Below are 14,846 nucleotides of genomic sequence, written 5' to 3' on the forward strand. Positions count from 1 at the left end.
CGACACTCCCCCGGTTCCTTACGGAACGCGGCTCGCCAAGCCGTCACTTCTTGACGCGGATCTCGTAGTAGCGGTTGTTCTTCCCGCCGTTCGGCTCGTCGGTCGGCTCGCCGCCGTGCAGCGTCGCGACGCCGTCCGCGAGTTTGTACTCGAAGGCCTTTCCCGTCACCGGGTCGAGGGGCAGTGGCACACTGATTTCGCTCAGCTTGGCGGGCAATTTGCCGTCGTGCTCGTGGGCGTACAGGCGGATCGCCTCGAGGGCACGGAGGTACGCCAGACGTTGTTGAATCCGCGTGTGGGCGACCGTGATCTTGCGGAGTGCCGGCGTTAGCACCTTCGCGATCGGCGACCCTTCCGCGTTCATCTTTTTCTCGACCTCGGCGGACACCTTGATCGCGTCCGCGAACGGCAGCGAGTTGGCGATGAGCAGGTCGTCGAGGGTGATCTCGTACTGGCGCACGTCGGCCGTGATGATGGCCTGAAGCTCGGGGAACTGGTTCACCAAGTCGGCCTTCATGCCCGTGTCGATGAGCAACTTCCGGGCGGCCGCGACCTTCTTCTTATCCGTCGATCGAATCGGGGCGTCGAGGGAATACTTGAGCCGTGTTTGCTCGCCCGCCATGCCGGCCGCGGAGTCGAAGACCTTCAACTGCTTGTACAGTTCCGCCTCGGTCATCGGCCCGGTCGCTTCCAGGAACGGTTTGAACAGGATCGAGGACAGAACCTGTTCGCCGCCGAGGGCCGTGCGGTTGTCGAGGACGCGGGCCGGCATTTCCGTGAACGACCAGTACAGGTTCGGGCAGTTCGGCTGTTGGACGAGTTCCTCCAACGCTTCCAGGCAAATGCTCTCGATGGCCAACCCGACGAGGAAGGCGATCAGCGTGGGGTGCGACTCGAACGAACTCGCCAGCCCGTGGAAGGTGCGGGCGGTGTAGATGGCCTTCTCGATGTCGCCCGTCCGAATCTCGTACCGCATCCGCAACTTCAAGAGGTATGCCAGTTCGCGCATCTTTTGCACTTCCGGCAGCAGCGTGCCGATGCCGTCCTCGCGGATGTTGAACCAGATTTGCCAGTCGGCCGACAGTTGTCGTGCGCCCTCATCGACATCGCCGAGCGGCCGGCCGCGGCTCTTGAAGACTTGATCGCTGTCGAGTGGGCGGTAAGCCAATCCGCCGATCACGCCACAGGCCTTGATTTCTTCCATCGGCAGGTCTTCCAGGGCGAGTTGGTCCCAGCGGTCGCGCTTCTCTCGCTGCTCCTTCGAGAAGAATTGGTCCTGCTCCATGTACGCGCGCATGAACGTCGGCACGCGGTTGCCGGGCTTCATCTCGGGGTACTGCGGCGTGAGATAGTATCGCGACAACGGTTTCTTCACGCCCGCCGGGTGCAGGGTGATCGGAATGGTGAGCTTCCCGTCCTTCGGCTCGCGGACTTGCGGCTTGGGCAGGTCTTTCGGGTCGGCCGGGGCAGGCTTGGTCGGAATGGCCTGGCTCGGCGGTTGCGCGGAAGCGACCACGCCGCACAGGAGCAGGAACAGGATCGAACGCATGAGGACCTCCGATTACGGTTGGAAATTTCGGGAGAATGCCGTGAGCGATGACTGCGGCGAGGGGCCGAGGACGACGGCCGCTGCCGCCGGTGGGTTTGGGTTTCGCGTGAGCGCGAACAAACTGTACGGATCCGCGGGCGGCGAGGGCCCTTCGTTGGGGTCCGGTGGGTTCGCGGCCGGGACGGTTGGGGATGGTGTTTGTTCCGCCGTCGGCCCGAGCCACAAGGCGAGCGTGACGATTTGTGAAACGACTAATGCCACTGTCGCCCACTTCCAGACCCGCGCCGGCCGGACCGACGCCCGACCGGCCGCGAACAGCATGGCGTCACGGTCAACCGCACCCGGAGTGAAGCGAGCGAGTTTGCAGATCACATCTTCTTCGGACATTCGACACCCAACCTTTCCCGCAGGGCCGCGATGCCGGCCTCGTACCGCCGGTGGGCGGAACTGACGGAACACCCGGCCGACGCGGCAACCTGTTCCAGTGTCAGGCCGCCCCAGAGTCGGGCGACGATTACTTCCCGTTGATCGGGCGGCAACGATTCCAACGCGGCGATTGCGTCCTCAGCGTCCAGTCCCTCGACTTCCGCTTCCGCAAACCACTCGACCTTCGCGACGCGAGATTCCCGCGTTCGTCGTCGGCGGTCGGCCTTGCCCGCGTCCATCGCCGCGTTGCGGACGACGCGGAACAGCCACGCGGCCGGGTCGGTCGGCGGTTTTCGTTGTGCGACGAACCGGCAGAACGCCTCCTGCACCACATCGTCCGGCGTGCCACACCACTGGCGGGCGTACAACACCAGCGCCGCGGCGTGACGGTCGATCAGTTCCGCAAGGGGCCGAACGGTCATGTCAGAAGGAAGACGACGCGGGGCCGGAATTTTTCCCCCGAGAGGGGCAGGTTTTTGTACGATCTGCGTTGAAACAAGGGGGAACCCGACATGGCCGAGGTGACTGAGATCGTTCGCGCCCTCCGGACCGGGACGGCCGACGACAAGAACCGAGCGATCCGAGAAATTCACCGGCTCAAGGTGAACGACGACGAGGTGACGACGCTGCTCGCCGGTCTGCTATTGTCGCGAGAAGTCTCGGATCGAGACGGGTCCGTCTCCAACGCAGAACACCAAGCCGTGGCGTGGGACGCGATGGCCGCGTTGCAAGAACTGAATCTGTTCAACGACACCGTCGCCCACGCCGTGTTCGTCCTCCTGGCCAGGCCGAGTGACAACTGGTCGTTCCCGCAGGCGTCGTTCGACCAAGGCATGTACATCGGTGACTACGGTGAAGAGGTGGTGTGGCCTGCGGTGCTCGGTTGCCGCCTGGCCGCGACCGTGGTGGCGGCCAGGCCGGACTGGCGGGAGCGGTTGTTGACCGCTCTCGGGACGGCCGAACAGGTGAGTGAAGTGTACTACGCAGCCCAGGGAGCGAAGAAACGGATCGCCGCCCTCACTTCTTAGCGATCACGAGGTACGACGGTAGTCCTTGCAGTCGCCGCCATGTGGACAGTTGCCCGACGTGCAGCATCGGATGCGTGAACAACAGCACTTCGAACACGTCCCGCATCGTCGGGAGTTGTTCCGGCCGGAAGCCGAGCGTGTTCGGCTTCGTCAGGTCGTCTTCGGTCAGGTTCGACACTTCCACCAGAATGCGCTCGGACAATTCGCTGAGGTGGCCGAGCAGTTGCGACTTGCTCGGTAGTTCGGCCGGCATCGCGTCGAGTTTCGTATTCGGCCCGAACCAGTCACGGTATTCCGCCGGGCCGACGGTCGGCTGGCCGATGACCTTCAGGACTGTGTTCGTGGTCGTAATGATGTGCCCGAGAATCCACACCGGCGGGTTGACCCCGTGCGGCTGTTCCCGCATTTGCTCCTCCGGGATGTCGGCACACGCCTTGGTGATGTGACTGAGGACGAAACGGAACGTGGTCAGGTTGAGCGAGTTGGCCATGAGTGCCCCTTTCTTGCAATTCGATTCGACGACCGTATAAATTACCCGGTCGATTCGCGACGTCTTTCACTCTCTTTGAGGTTACTCGAACCCATGTCTCAGAAGCACGTATATTCTTTCGGCGGCAAAACGGCTGACGGCGACGGCAAGCAGAAAGAGCTTCTCGGCGGCAAGGGGGCGAACCTCGCTGAGATGTGCAAAATCGGGATCCCGGTCCCGCCCGGCTTCACCATCACGACGGAAGTGTGCGCCGCCTACTACGAACAAGGCAAGAAGATCCCGGAAGCCGCGATCCCCGAGATCGAAGCGGCCGTCAAGAAGATGGAAATCGACTTCGGCGGCAAGAAGTTCGGCGACCCGGCCGACCCGCTGCTCGTGAGCGTCCGCTCCGGGGCGGCTCTGTCGATGCCGGGGATGATGAACACCATCCTCAACCTCGGCCTGACCGACGCCAGCGTCGAAGGCTTGGCGAAAAAGACGAACAACCCGCGATTCGCCTACGACAGCTACCGCCGCGTCATCGACATGTTCGGCAGCACCGCGATGGGCTGCGAGCACGAAGAGTTCGAACACGAGATCCACAAGCTCAAGGACGAGAAGGGCGTCAAGCTCGACACCGACCTGACGGCCGACGACCTGAAGGAACTGGTGAAGCGGTACAAGGCCGTTTACAAGAAACACGTCGGCGACGACTTCCCGCAAGACCCGAAGAAGCAGTTGATGCTCGCCATCAACGCCGTGTTCAATTCGTGGAACGGCAACAAGGCCATCGAGTACCGCCGCATCGAGCGCATCAGCGGCCTGAAGGGCACGGCCGTCAACGTGCAGGCGATGGTCTTCGGCAACATGGGCGACACGTCCGGCACCGGCGTCGCCTTCACCCGCGACCCGAACACCGGCGAGAACGTCTTCTACGGCGACTACCTCATCAACGCCCAGGGCGAAGACGTGGTGGCCGGCATCCGCACCCCGGAGCCGATGGCCAAGCTCGACAGCGAGATGCCGAAGGTCTACAAGCAGTTGATGGAAATTCGGCAGACGCTCGAAAAGCACTACAAGGAAATGCAGGACATCGAGTTCACGGTGCAGGACGGCACCCTGTACATGCTGCAAACCCGCAGCGGCAAGCGGACCGGCACCGCGGCCGTGCGGATCGCCGTCGAGTTGGCGAAGGAAGGGCACATCTCCGAGACCGACGCCGTCAAGCGAGTCCCGGCCGACTCGCTCAACCACCTGCTGCAACCACAACTCGACCCGAAGTCGAAGGTGAAGCCGGTCGCCCAGGGCATCGCGGCCAGCCCCGGCGGCGCGACGGGCAAGGTCGTGCTGAACTCGGCGGAAGCCAAGGAGATGCACGAGAAGGACGCGAACGTCAAATTGATCCTGGTTCGCAAGGAAACCAGCCCGGAAGACGTGGCCGGCATGCACGCGGCCCAGGGCATCCTCACCAGCACCGGCGGTAAGGCGAGTCACGCCGCCGTGGTGGCCCGCGGCTGGGGCAAGCCCTGCGTGGTCGGTTGCGATGAAGTCAAGATCGACGAGGCGGCCCAGACGATCACCATCGCGGGCAAGACCGTGAAGGCCGGCGAGTTCATCACCATCAACGGCACCACCGGCGACGTGATGATCGGCAAGGTCGAGACGATCGCCCCGAGCATGACCGGCGACTTCTCCACCCTCATGCAGTGGGCGGACAAGGGCCGCAAACTGAAGATTCGCACGAACGCCGACAGCCCGGCCGACGCGCTGAAGGCCCGCGAGTTCGGGGCCGAAGGCATCGGCCTGTGCCGCACCGAGCACATGTTCTTCGGCGACGACCGCATCGCCGCCGTGCGGGAAATGATCCTGTCCACGACGGAAGAAGGCCGCAAGAAGGCCCTGGCCAAGATCGAGCCGTTCCAGAAGGCCGACTTCGTCGGCATCTTCGAGGCGATGGACGGCCTGCCCGTCACCATCCGCCTGCTCGACCCGCCGCTGCACGAGTTCCTGCCGCAGAAGGATAACAAGGCCGGGGCCGAGGCGGTCGCCAAGCAGGTCGGCACGACGGTCGAGAAGATCTTCGAGCGGGTCGAAGAACTGCACGAAATGAACCCGATGATGGGCTTCCGCGGCTGCCGCCTGCCGGTGGTGTTCCCGGAAATCGGTGACATGCAGGTGCGGGCCATTATCGAGGCCGCCATCGACGTGCAGAAGAAGGGCAAGAAGGTGTTGCCCGAACTGATGATCCCGCTCGTCGGCGTGCTCGAAGAACTGACGATGCTCAAGAAGCGGGCCGTCGCCGTCGCCGAGGAGTGCATGGCGAAGGCCGGCGTGAAGGTTGAGTACACCATCGGCACGATGATCGAACTGCCGCGGGCGTGCATCGCGGCCGACAAGATCGCCGAGGAGGCCGAGTTCTTCAGCTTCGGCACCAACGACCTGACGCAGATGACGTTCGGCTTCAGCCGGGACGACATCAAGGGGTTCATGCCGACGTATCTGGCGAACAAGATCCTGCCGATCGACCCGTTCCAGACGATCGACTTCAACGGCGTCGGCGAGTTGATGAAAATCGGTATCCAGAAGGGCCGCGACAGCCGAAAGGCGAAGCACGGCCAGCACCTGAAGATCGGCATCTGCGGCGAGCACGGCGGCGACCCGGACAGCGTGGTTTTCTGCCACCAGATCGGCTTGGACTACGTGAGCTGCTCGCCGTTCCGGGTGCCGATCGCCCGCCTCGCCGCAGCCCAGGCTGCGATGGGCGAAGGGGCGAAGCGGGATAAGTAACAAGCGTGTTGAAACAGGCTTGGTGATTCGTGAGAAGGAGTGGCGAAAGCCACTCCTTCTTTTATGGGTCGGGAGGCGGGATGTGCCGGTCATATTCAACGGCCAAGCCGTCGGTACGATCCCCGTCGTCGCACTACTCCCGTAGCACCCGCCCCGTTCCCGCTCATTTTCTGACAACCGTTTTCTTCCGCTCGTCGTTCTGGTATAGTTCTGCTCACTGACGAGAGCGAGTTCCCCACCCGTGAGGCCCGGTCATGCGACGCCCTTTGATTGCCGCTTTGGTTTTGTGTTTCGCGTTCTCCACAACGGGCACCGCCCAGGAAAAGGGCGGCAAGAAGAAGTTGGCCGAGGACAGCGTCAAGGGCTACAAGATTCACACGATCAACGGCTTCACGGTGGTCGTGAGCGACGAGGTGCTCAAGGCGGACGTCGACAAGTACAAGCGGAAGCCCGTCGAGGCGATCGAACTCGAACTCAAGAACGTCACCGACCTGATGACTGCGAAGGCGGTGACGACGCTGCGGAACATCCCCGTGTGGGCCGAGTGGGACGAGCGCATCACCCTCGGGAACGGCCGCCAGGGTCGGGCCTACGCCACGTACTACGGCGGCAACCAACTCCAGGCCCTCGCCCGGGGGATGAACCCCGAGAAGGCGAAGTGCGTGGTCATCCACCTGACGAAATCGCTGACGGAAGAGTACCAGGACAAGACCAAGCCGGACTCGCTGTTGCTCCTGCACGAGTTCGCGCACGCGGTCCACGACCAACTGCTGAGCTTCGACAACGCCGACATCAAGTCGGGCTTCAAGCTTGCGATGAGCCGCAAGCTCTACGACAAGTCGCTGTACTGCGCCACGAACGAGATGGAGTTCTTCGCCGAGATGACGTGCGCGTACCTGGACCGCCTCGGGTACTTCCCGAACACTCGCGAAGACCTCAAGAAACACGACGCGGTCACGTTCAAGCTGATGGAGTCGATCTGGGGCAAGGCCGCCGCCGACGGTGGGAAGGCCCGGACCGCGGTCCGGCCACCCAACGGCGCGGACGAGTTCCGCATGGATTTCAAGCTCCCCGAGGTCAAGTTCGGCCGCCTCATCGACGGGCCGAAGTTCGACCCCGACGCCGCAGTCGGCAAGGTCACCGCGTTCTTCTACTGGTACGACACTCAGGCGTCCGACATGAAGCGGATCAAGAAGTGGGCCGACGAACTGTCCCCCTACGGCTACCAAACGGTCATCTTGAACGCGAATTACCGCGAGGAAGAGGCCGAAGTCGACGAGCGGGTGCGCAAGGCGAAGCTCCCGTTCACGGTCCTGGGGACCACGTTCATGCCCCGGAAGACGGGCGAACAACTGCGGGCGGAACCGGGCGGCCACGTCGCCGTCTACGCCGACGACAAGTGGGTTTACCGTGGGAAGATCGCCGGCGGCGAGACGTACATCCGCGAACTGCTCGCCCAGAAAATCTTGAAGGACGCCGGCGTGCCGGACGACGCGCCGAAGGCGCTCCGCCCGATCGTGACGGCCCTCCAGGCGGGGGAATCGTTCCCGGCCGTGATCACCAAGCTCCAACCCGCCACGACCAACTCGGACGCGGCCGTGAGCGAGCCGGCCAAGAAGCTCATGGCCGCCCTCGCGAAGCCGGTGCAGCAGCGGTTGGAGTTCGCCGAATCGAAGAAGAAGTCCGACCCGGTCGAAGCGTTCCTGACCGCCGAGTCGGTCGTCGCCGAGTACAAGGGGACGCCGTTCGCCGCCAAGGCGGACCGGCTCGTGAGTTCACTGAAGGTGGAAAAGGCCGTGGCGGTGGAACTGAAAGCCCGCAAGGAACTGGACGGGATCAAGAAGATCGAGGCGGTCCTGAACGCGCAGGGCGGGAGCTTCGACCCGACCGACATCAAGTTCCAGATGAAGTACGAGCCGCAGATCAAGCAGATGAAGGCGCTGTACGAGCAGATGAAGAAGGCCCACCCCAACGCCAAGGCGACCGAAGAGGCCGGGCAGATCGTCAAGGAATTCGCGGGGTAACGCCCCGCGGCCCCTCTGTAAGATGTCTCGAAGACATTTTTCGGAGGGGCCGTGATGTTGCGCCTGTTGTCGCTTCTCGTCGCCGTCGGGTTTCTGGTTCCGCCCGTTCAGGGGCAAGCCAAGCCCGCCCCGAAGAAGGCCCTCCTGCCGGACGCCATCCCCGGCTACAAGGTTCAGATGATCGACGGGTTCACGGTGGCCGTCAGCGAGGACGTGCTGGCCGCGGACGTGCGGAAGTTCAAGCGGAAGCCCCTCGAAGCGATCGAACTCGACCTGAAGAACATCTGCGAACTGTTCAACGACAAGGGCGTCGAGAAACTCCGCGCGATCCCGCTGTGGGTCGAGTGGGATCAGAAGAGTGGCCTGGCGAACGGCCGCTCCGGCGAGACGTTCACCCTGTACTACGGCCCGGACCGCGCGCTGCTCGTCAGCCGGAACGAGAACCCGTTAAAGGTGAACGGCGTCGGTCTGTGCCGTGCGAAGGCACTGACTGAAGTCTACCAGGACACCGCGCGGCCGAACTACCTGCAACTGTTGCACGTCTTCATGCGGGCATTCCAGGGCTACTACCTCGCCAGCGAAACCACCGCGATCCGCACGGCTCACCGCCAGGCGATGGCCCACAAGCTCTACGACAAGACGACCTATTGCACCACCGACGACCGCTCGTTCTTCGCCGAGGCGTCGAGCGCGTACCTCGACTACCTCTACTACTTCCCGCACGGCCGCGGCGACATTCAGAAGCACGACCCCGCCACGTACAAGTTCTTGGACGGCATCTGGTCGAAGTACCTGCCCGCCGGGAAGGCCCGCGCGGCCGGTGCCCGCCCGCCGGACGGCAGCGCGGAGTTCCGCACCGACTTCAAGCCGGCCGACATCAACCTCGGCCCTCAACTCGTCGGGGAGAAGTTCGACCCCAAGTCGTGCGACGGGAAGGTGACGCTCTTCACGTTCTGGGCGGGCGATGACGCGGTCCCGTTGAAGTGGCTGAAGAAGTGGCACGAAGAGTTGGGGCCGTTCGGCTTCCAAGTCGTCATCCTCTCGGCCGACTACACGCGGGAGAAAGACGACGTGATTCGGCGGGCCGAAACGCCGGGGATGCCGTTCCCGTTGGTCGGCACGTCGTACATGCCGGCCAAGCCGAAAGGGCAGAACTGGGCGTTCCCGTCCGGCCACGCCGCGGTCTACAGTGCCGAGGGAAAGTGGGCGTTCCGCGGCCCGCTCGCCGACGGCGAAATCTACCTCCGCGAAGCCGTCGGCCGAAAGATCCTGAAGGACGCCGCCATCCCGGACGTTGCCACGTCGGTCCAGCCGGCCGTGAACGCCCTCACCAGTGGCGAGCCGATCCCCGCCGTGATGTTGAAGTTGCTGCCCGCCACCACGGTAGGCGCGACCACGGACCGCGAACAAGCCCGGAAGTTGATGGACCTGCTCGGAACGGCGGCCCAAAAGCGTCTGGATCAGGCCGCGGCGCAGGAGAAGGGCGAACCGCTCGAAGCGTACCGCATCGCCTCGGGCGTGGCCACCGAGTTCAAAGGAACGCCCGTGGCACCGAAGGCCGAGCGACTGACGAGCACGCTGAAGAACGAGAAGACGGTCGCCGCCGAGTTGAAGGCCCGAAAAGACCTGGAGGCGGTCGCGAAGGTCGAGGCCGACCTGAACGTCCTGCCCGGCAGTTTCAGCCCGAAAGACCCGGCGTTCCAGAAGGCGAACGCCGGGAAACTCAAGGAGTTGAAGGCGGCCGTCGAGCGGATGCGGAAGGCCCACCCGCAGGCCCACGCCACGGACGAGGCCGAGGCCATCGCGAAGGAATTCACCAACTGACCCGTCAGGCGAAGTGCTTGCGGAAGGCTTGGATGGTCGCCTTAGCGGCGGCCTTCGAATCGGGGTACGGAAACGCCTCGGCGGAGACGTACCCCGCGTAGCCGATCTCCTTCAATGCGGCCGCGATCGGCGCAAAGTCGGTGTGCCCGGACCCGGCCGGCCGGCGGTTCGAGTCCGCGAGGTGAACGTGCCCCACGTGGCGGCCCGTCGCTTTGAGCGCGTCGGCGAGGTTCACTTCCTCAATGTTCATGTGGAACAGGTCGGCGAGCAGTTTCACATTCTCGCGGCCGACCCGCTTCAGCAACTCCACCCCTTCTTCCAGTCGCGTGGCGAAGTTCGTCTCGTAGCGGTTCAGCGGTTCGTAGATCAAGGCGGCCGCGTGCCCGCCGAGTTCCGCGAGCGACTCCGCGAGATGGCCGGTCGCGGTGGCCTTGTCCGTGCCGTCGCCCCACCGGCCCTGCATCGAGCCGATGATCGCGGGGGCGTTGAAGTTCGCGCCGAAGTCGATCATCGACTTCACGAAGTCCATGGCCTTCCGCCGCCCGCCCGCGTCGGCGTTCGTCAGCGTGAGCTTGTGCTTGACCCACCCGGCCCCGGTGCCGACGGCGGCGAGTGACAGCCCGTTGTCACCCAAGACGGCTTTCAGGTCCGAGACGGCGACGGCGTTCGGCCCGGGAGCGAACAACTCCACGGCGTCGAAGCCGAGTTCTTTCGCCGTCCGGCACGCGGCGGGGAGGTCGTCGTGAAAGACGAATGGCCCGCCACGGGCTTCCGAGACGAGGCTGATGGTGACGGCCGATTTCATGTCAGTCAATCTCCACGACCGCCTTGATGACGCCCGTTTCCGGCTTCATCCACTTTGGGAACAACTCGATCATCTCGCCGAACCCGGCGTGGTGCGTGATCCACGGCTTCGTGTCGATGTGGCCCGCTTCGATCAACTGAATGATCCGGGCGAAATCGGCCGACACCGCGTTCCGACTCGCGAGAAACGACATTTCGCGGCGGTGCATCAGCGGTTGCGTGAACGTGATTTCCTGGCTCGTGATGCCGACGAACACGAGCTTGCCGGCGAACGCGACGTAGTTCATCGCGTTGACCATCGACTTGTTGTTGCCGGTGGCGTCCACCACCACATCGGCCCAGTTGCCGTGCGTCAGGTCTTCGAGTTGCTTCGCCTCCGTGCCGTCGGCGCGGATCGTGTGCTTGATGCCCATGCGGTCGCGGCAGAACGCGAGGCGTTGTTCGTTGATGTCCATGACGACCGTCCGCGCGCCGGTCAGCTTCGCGAACTCGATGGCACTCAGCCCGATGGGGCCGGCCCCGATGACGAGGACCGTTTCCGTCGGCTTGGGGGCGGCCCGATTGATCGCGTGGCAGCCGATGCCGAGCGTCTCAACGAGGGCGAGTTGGTCGTAGGTCAGCGTCTTCGAGACGTGCAATTTGCGGGCGGGGATCGTGAAGAGCCGTTGCAAGCCGCCGTCGCAGTGGACGCCGAGCGTCTGGTGGTTCATGCAGCAGTTCGTGTGGCCGCGGATGCACGAATAGCACTTCTGACAGTTGATGTACGGCTCGATGCTGCACCGATCGCCGACCTTGACGTGCGTGACGCCGGGACCGACGGCGACGACTTCCACGCCGAGTTCGTGGCCGGGAATGCGCGGGTAGCTGAAGAACGGCATCTTGCCGAGGTAGCCGGAGAAATCGGTGCCGCAGATGCCGACGCGGTGGACCCGCACGACGGCATCGCCCGCGGCCGGCGACGGCGGTTCCGGCACGTCGATCACGCGGAAGACTTCGGGGCGTTCGAGTTGGATCGCTTTCATCGGAGAGTCTCTTCGCGGCGGAGGTTTCGGCAGCATACCCCGCATCCCGATCGAGACAATAACTGTACGCCCGAACAGATTCCTCTTGACGAACCACCCCCGGTCTGGCTTCATGACGCGATGAACCTTTTCAGCGACTTCCGTTCGAACAATCGCCTCGCCGCCCAACCCCTCGCCGCCCGGATGCGGCCGCGGACCATCGACGAGTACGTCGGGCAAGAGCACATCCTCGGCCCCGGCAAACTGCTCCGCCGCATGTTGCTGGCGGACCGGCTGAACTCGGTGATCTTCTACGGCCCGGCCGGGTGCGGAAAGACGGCCCTGGCGCACGTCATCGCGAACCAGACGAAGTCGCACTTCGTCTCGATGAACGCCGTCGCCGCCGGCATCAAGGAAGTCCGCGAGGTGTTGGCCGAAGCCCGTGGCCGGTTGGAGGAAGACGGCGAGCGCACGATCCTGTTCCTCGACGAGATCCACCGTTTCAACCGTTCGCAGCAGGACGTGCTGCTGCCGGACGTGGAGAACGGCATCGTCATCCTCATCGGGGCGACGACGCAGAACCCGTTCTTCGCGGTGAACACGCCGCTGCTGAGTCGCAGCCAGATTTTCACGCTGGAACCGCTCACCCGCGATCACATCAAGACGATCATCCGCCGGGCACTCGCCGACGCCGACCGCGGCCTCGGGAAGACGCCGGTCGAGATGACCGACGAGGCGTTGACCTTCCTCGCCGAGATTTGCGACGGCGACGCGCGGCGGGCGCTGATGGCCGTGGAGATCGGCGTGAAGTCGGCCCAGGCGATCGAGAACGACACCGTCGCCCGCACGGCCGACGGCAAGATTCTGTACGACGTGGCGCTCGCTCAGGATTCGATTCAGCGGAAGGTGCTCGACTTCGACCCGACGGGCGATTCGCACTACGACCTGGCGTCGGCGTTCATCAAGAGCCTTCGCGGCAGCGACCCGCAGGCGGCCGTCTACTGGCTGGCCCGCATGCTGGAGTCCGGCGAAGACCCGCGGTTCGTCGCCCGCCGGCTGGTGATCTTCGCGTCCGAGGACGTGGGCAACGCCGACCCGATGGCGATCCTGGTGGCGAACGGGGCGTGGGACGCGGTCGAACGGGTCGGCCTGCCGGAGTGCCAGTTGAACTTGTCGCAGGCCGTGTGCTACCTGGCGACGGCCCCGAAGTCGAACGCCGCGACGGTGGCCATCGGGCTGGCCGCGAAGGACGTGAAGGAGGGCCGCACGCTGCCGGTGCCGAAGCACCTGCGGGACTCGCACTACGCCGGGTCGAAGCAGTTCGGCCACGTCGGCTACCAGTACGCCCACGACGGCGACGGCGGCTGGGTGGACCAGGAGTACGTGCCGGCCGCCGTGACGTACTACACGCCGACCGACCGCGGCTTTGAGGCGACCATCCGCGAGCGCATGGCCGAGATCGAGCGCCGCCGGACGGCGGGGCGGAAGGCGGAGGGCGGCGGATGACGGAGGAGGAGTGGCTGTCGATCGGCGATTTGCGGAAGCACGTCGAACAGGTCGTGGCAATGAAGCAATTGCGGAAACTGCGGCTCTTCAGTGTTGCGTGCTGCCTCCAGTTGGAACCGTGGATCGGCGAGCCTCAACTGCTTGAGGCGATCAACAGGGCCGAGAAATTGGCTGACGGCGCGTTGAGCGAGTCCACCATCGAGAAATGGTACCAGAAGGTCATCCGGCTGCAGCGTGACGCGGTCCGCAAACATGGCAGACAGTGGACGGCCCAAGTGGCCGTCTTTAAGTACGTGCGTTTCGTGTGTCTGCCTAGTCGTTACTCCGAGTTCTCTGACTGCTGGTGGGGGCTTGTACGCCCCATACCCTTATTCGGCGAGGAGTTCACCCAACGCGGCCCAGCACTGGCTCATCAGCTGTTGGTGGACATCTTCGGCAACCCGTTTCGCCCCGTCGCCTTCGACCCTGCGTGGCGAACGTCCGCGACCGTCGGCGTCGCACAGCAGATGTACGACGCCCGCGACTTCGCCGCGATGCCGATCCTGGCCGACGCCCTGCAAGACGCCGGGTGCGAAACCGCCGACATCCTTCAGCACTGCCGCGACGAGAAGCAGGTCCACGTCCGCGGGTGCTGGGTCGTCGATCTCGTCCTCAACAAGTCTTGACCCGTTCGGAGTTCGCCCGTGACCGAGAAGCAATGGCTGACAGCGAAGTCGCCCGATTCGCTCATCGACTTGTGCCGTGATCGGCGGAAGCTCCGCCTGCTGGCGTGCGCGTGTGCCCGGCGGATGCTGGCCGCACTGCCGGGCGACCCGGCGTTCGAGGCGATCATCGACGCCGCGGAAACTTACGCCGACAACGCGGCCACTCGCCCCCTCGCGGTGGCCGCCCGGAAGCCGCTTCGCGATGCAGCCAAGCGATTGAAGGATGCGAAGAAGCCGGAACCGTTGGCGAAGGCGGTGTTCATCCTGACGGACCTGACGAACGACGTGATCGAGGGCTTCACCGCTGGCATCGCCAACTCGTCCTGGGCTCTCGGCCACCCGAACGCGGTCGCGAAGACGAACGTCCGGGAAGAAAAAGCGGTGCAGGCACTCCTCCTCCGCGACATCTTTGGCAACCTGTTCCGTCCGGTCGAATTCGATCCCGAGTGGCGGACTTCCACGGCCGTCGATCTGGCGCACACGGCCTACAACGCCCGCCACTTCGGCGCGCTGCCGATCCTGGCCGACGCCCTGCAAGACGCCGGGTGCGAAGACGACGCGATTCTCCGCCACTGCCGCGACGAGAAGCAGGTCCACGTCCGCGGGTGCTGGGTCGTCGATCTGGTGTTGGGCAAATCGTGACGGTACAATCGGGCCGGAGGGCGAGAAATGACGACCGCGAGAACCTCTAACCGACCGTTCCGCTTCAGCCGCGAGCAATACT

Annotated in this window: 13 protein-coding genes; 7 read left to right on the plus strand and 6 right to left on the minus strand. The window is 64.4% G+C overall.

Annotation, left to right across the window (positions count from 1 at the left end; translation table 11 throughout):
- Nucleotides 1-43: 43 nt before the first annotated feature.
- From PX52LOC_RS20905 to PX52LOC_RS20915, 3 genes are read right to left on the minus strand one after another with little or no spacing between them, the layout of a single operon-like run.
- Nucleotides 44-1,549, minus strand: a complete 1,506-nt coding sequence (locus PX52LOC_RS20905) for a hypothetical protein (RefSeq protein ID WP_149111917.1) — start codon at nucleotides 1,547-1,549, stop codon at nucleotides 44-46.
- Between the two features lie 12 nt (nucleotides 1,550-1,561).
- A complete protein-coding gene (locus PX52LOC_RS20910; RefSeq protein ID WP_149111918.1) occupies nucleotides 1,562-1,936 on the minus strand; it encodes a hypothetical protein in 375 nt (124 codons plus the stop codon).
- Complete coding sequence (locus PX52LOC_RS20915) at nucleotides 1,918-2,397, minus strand: RNA polymerase sigma factor (protein WP_149111919.1); 480 nt, start codon at nucleotides 2,395-2,397, stop codon at nucleotides 1,918-1,920. Before PX52LOC_RS20915 ends, PX52LOC_RS20910 begins: the two co-directional genes overlap by 19 nt.
- Before the next feature lie 90 nt (nucleotides 2,398-2,487).
- Here PX52LOC_RS20915 and PX52LOC_RS20920 point away from each other — a divergent pair, with 90 nt between their 5' ends.
- Complete coding sequence (locus PX52LOC_RS20920; RefSeq protein ID WP_149111920.1) at nucleotides 2,488-3,003, plus strand: hypothetical protein; 516 nt, start codon at nucleotides 2,488-2,490, stop codon at nucleotides 3,001-3,003.
- On the opposite strand, the gene PX52LOC_RS20925 is transcribed toward PX52LOC_RS20920, so the two are convergent.
- A complete protein-coding gene (locus PX52LOC_RS20925; RefSeq protein WP_149111921.1) occupies nucleotides 2,993-3,493 on the minus strand; it encodes a DinB family protein in 501 nt (166 codons plus the stop codon). The genes PX52LOC_RS20920 and PX52LOC_RS20925 overlap by 11 nt on opposite strands.
- A gap of 93 nt (nucleotides 3,494-3,586) precedes the next feature.
- Here PX52LOC_RS20925 and ppdK point away from each other — a divergent pair, with 93 nt between their 5' ends.
- The 3 genes from ppdK (at nucleotide 3,587) to PX52LOC_RS20940 (ending at nucleotide 10,107) form a co-directional block, all read left to right on the plus strand.
- On the plus strand, nucleotides 3,587-6,259 hold the full coding sequence (gene ppdK / locus PX52LOC_RS20930; protein WP_149111922.1) for a pyruvate, phosphate dikinase: 2,673 nt from the start codon (nucleotides 3,587-3,589) through the stop codon (nucleotides 6,257-6,259).
- Between the two features lie 254 nt (nucleotides 6,260-6,513).
- The gene (locus PX52LOC_RS20935) at nucleotides 6,514-8,283 is read left to right on the plus strand and encodes a hypothetical protein (RefSeq protein ID WP_149111923.1); all 1,770 of its coding nucleotides are present in this window, start codon (nucleotides 6,514-6,516) and stop codon (nucleotides 8,281-8,283) included.
- A 54-nt stretch (nucleotides 8,284-8,337) separates the two neighbouring features.
- Nucleotides 8,338-10,107, plus strand: coding sequence for a peroxiredoxin family protein (locus tag PX52LOC_RS20940; RefSeq protein WP_149111924.1), 1,770 nt, complete (start codon nucleotides 8,338-8,340; stop codon nucleotides 10,105-10,107).
- 4 nt (nucleotides 10,108-10,111) lie between these two features.
- Here PX52LOC_RS20940 and PX52LOC_RS20945 read toward each other — a convergent pair whose 3' ends face one another.
- A complete protein-coding gene (locus PX52LOC_RS20945; protein ID WP_149111925.1) occupies nucleotides 10,112-10,912 on the minus strand; it encodes a sugar phosphate isomerase/epimerase family protein in 801 nt (266 codons plus the stop codon).
- Between the two features lies 1 nt (nucleotide 10,913).
- Nucleotides 10,914-11,933 (minus strand): zinc-binding alcohol dehydrogenase family protein, encoded by a 1,020-nt coding sequence (locus tag PX52LOC_RS20950; protein WP_149111926.1) that lies wholly within the window; start codon nucleotides 11,931-11,933, stop codon nucleotides 10,914-10,916.
- 120 nt (nucleotides 11,934-12,053) lie between these two features.
- Here PX52LOC_RS20950 and PX52LOC_RS20955 point away from each other — a divergent pair, with 120 nt between their 5' ends.
- The 3 genes from PX52LOC_RS20955 to PX52LOC_RS42685 are packed head-to-tail and all read left to right on the plus strand — an operon-like array spanning nucleotide 12,054 to nucleotide 14,764.
- Nucleotides 12,054-13,418 carry a replication-associated recombination protein A gene (locus PX52LOC_RS20955; protein WP_149111927.1) on the plus strand — a complete coding sequence of 455 codons (1,365 nt, stop codon included), beginning with the start codon at nucleotides 12,054-12,056 and terminating at the stop codon, nucleotides 13,416-13,418.
- Nucleotides 13,415-14,083, plus strand: coding sequence for a hypothetical protein (locus PX52LOC_RS41995; RefSeq protein ID WP_218575491.1), 669 nt, complete (start codon nucleotides 13,415-13,417; stop codon nucleotides 14,081-14,083). The genes PX52LOC_RS20955 and PX52LOC_RS41995 overlap by 4 nt, the downstream gene beginning before the upstream one ends.
- A gap of 18 nt (nucleotides 14,084-14,101) precedes the next feature.
- Nucleotides 14,102-14,764, plus strand: a complete 663-nt coding sequence (locus PX52LOC_RS42685) for a hypothetical protein (protein ID WP_246173427.1) — start codon at nucleotides 14,102-14,104, stop codon at nucleotides 14,762-14,764.
- Nucleotides 14,765-14,846: the final 82 nt, after the last annotated feature.

This window comes from Limnoglobus roseus (assembly GCF_008254045.1).
Lineage (GTDB): Bacteria > Planctomycetota > Planctomycetia > Gemmatales > Gemmataceae > Limnoglobus > Limnoglobus roseus.

Bases quoted from the DNA above. Each gene is read 5' to 3' on its own strand.
- PX52LOC_RS41995 (WP_218575491.1), top strand. From the start codon at position 13,415: ATGACGGAGGAGGAGTGGCTGTCGATCGGCGATTTGCGGAAGCACGTC.
- PX52LOC_RS20955 (WP_149111927.1), top strand. From the start codon at position 12,054: ATGAACCTTTTCAGCGACTTCCGTTCGAACAATCGCCTCGCCGCCCAA.
- PX52LOC_RS20905 (WP_149111917.1), bottom strand. From the start codon at position 1,549: ATGCGTTCGATCCTGTTCCTGCTCCTGTGCGGCGTGGTCGCTTCCGCG.
- ppdK (WP_149111922.1), top strand. From the start codon at position 3,587: ATGTCTCAGAAGCACGTATATTCTTTCGGCGGCAAAACGGCTGACGGC.
- PX52LOC_RS20915 (WP_149111919.1), bottom strand. From the start codon at position 2,397: ATGACCGTTCGGCCCCTTGCGGAACTGATCGACCGTCACGCCGCGGCG.
- PX52LOC_RS20935 (WP_149111923.1), top strand. From the start codon at position 6,514: ATGCGACGCCCTTTGATTGCCGCTTTGGTTTTGTGTTTCGCGTTCTCC.
- PX52LOC_RS20925 (WP_149111921.1), bottom strand. From the start codon at position 3,493: ATGGCCAACTCGCTCAACCTGACCACGTTCCGTTTCGTCCTCAGTCAC.
- PX52LOC_RS20910 (WP_149111918.1), bottom strand. From the start codon at position 1,936: ATGTCCGAAGAAGATGTGATCTGCAAACTCGCTCGCTTCACTCCGGGT.
- PX52LOC_RS20950 (WP_149111926.1), bottom strand. From the start codon at position 11,933: ATGAAAGCGATCCAACTCGAACGCCCCGAAGTCTTCCGCGTGATCGAC.
- PX52LOC_RS20940 (WP_149111924.1), top strand. From the start codon at position 8,338: ATGTTGCGCCTGTTGTCGCTTCTCGTCGCCGTCGGGTTTCTGGTTCCG.
- PX52LOC_RS20920 (WP_149111920.1), top strand. From the start codon at position 2,488: ATGGCCGAGGTGACTGAGATCGTTCGCGCCCTCCGGACCGGGACGGCC.
- PX52LOC_RS20945 (WP_149111925.1), bottom strand. From the start codon at position 10,912: ATGAAATCGGCCGTCACCATCAGCCTCGTCTCGGAAGCCCGTGGCGGG.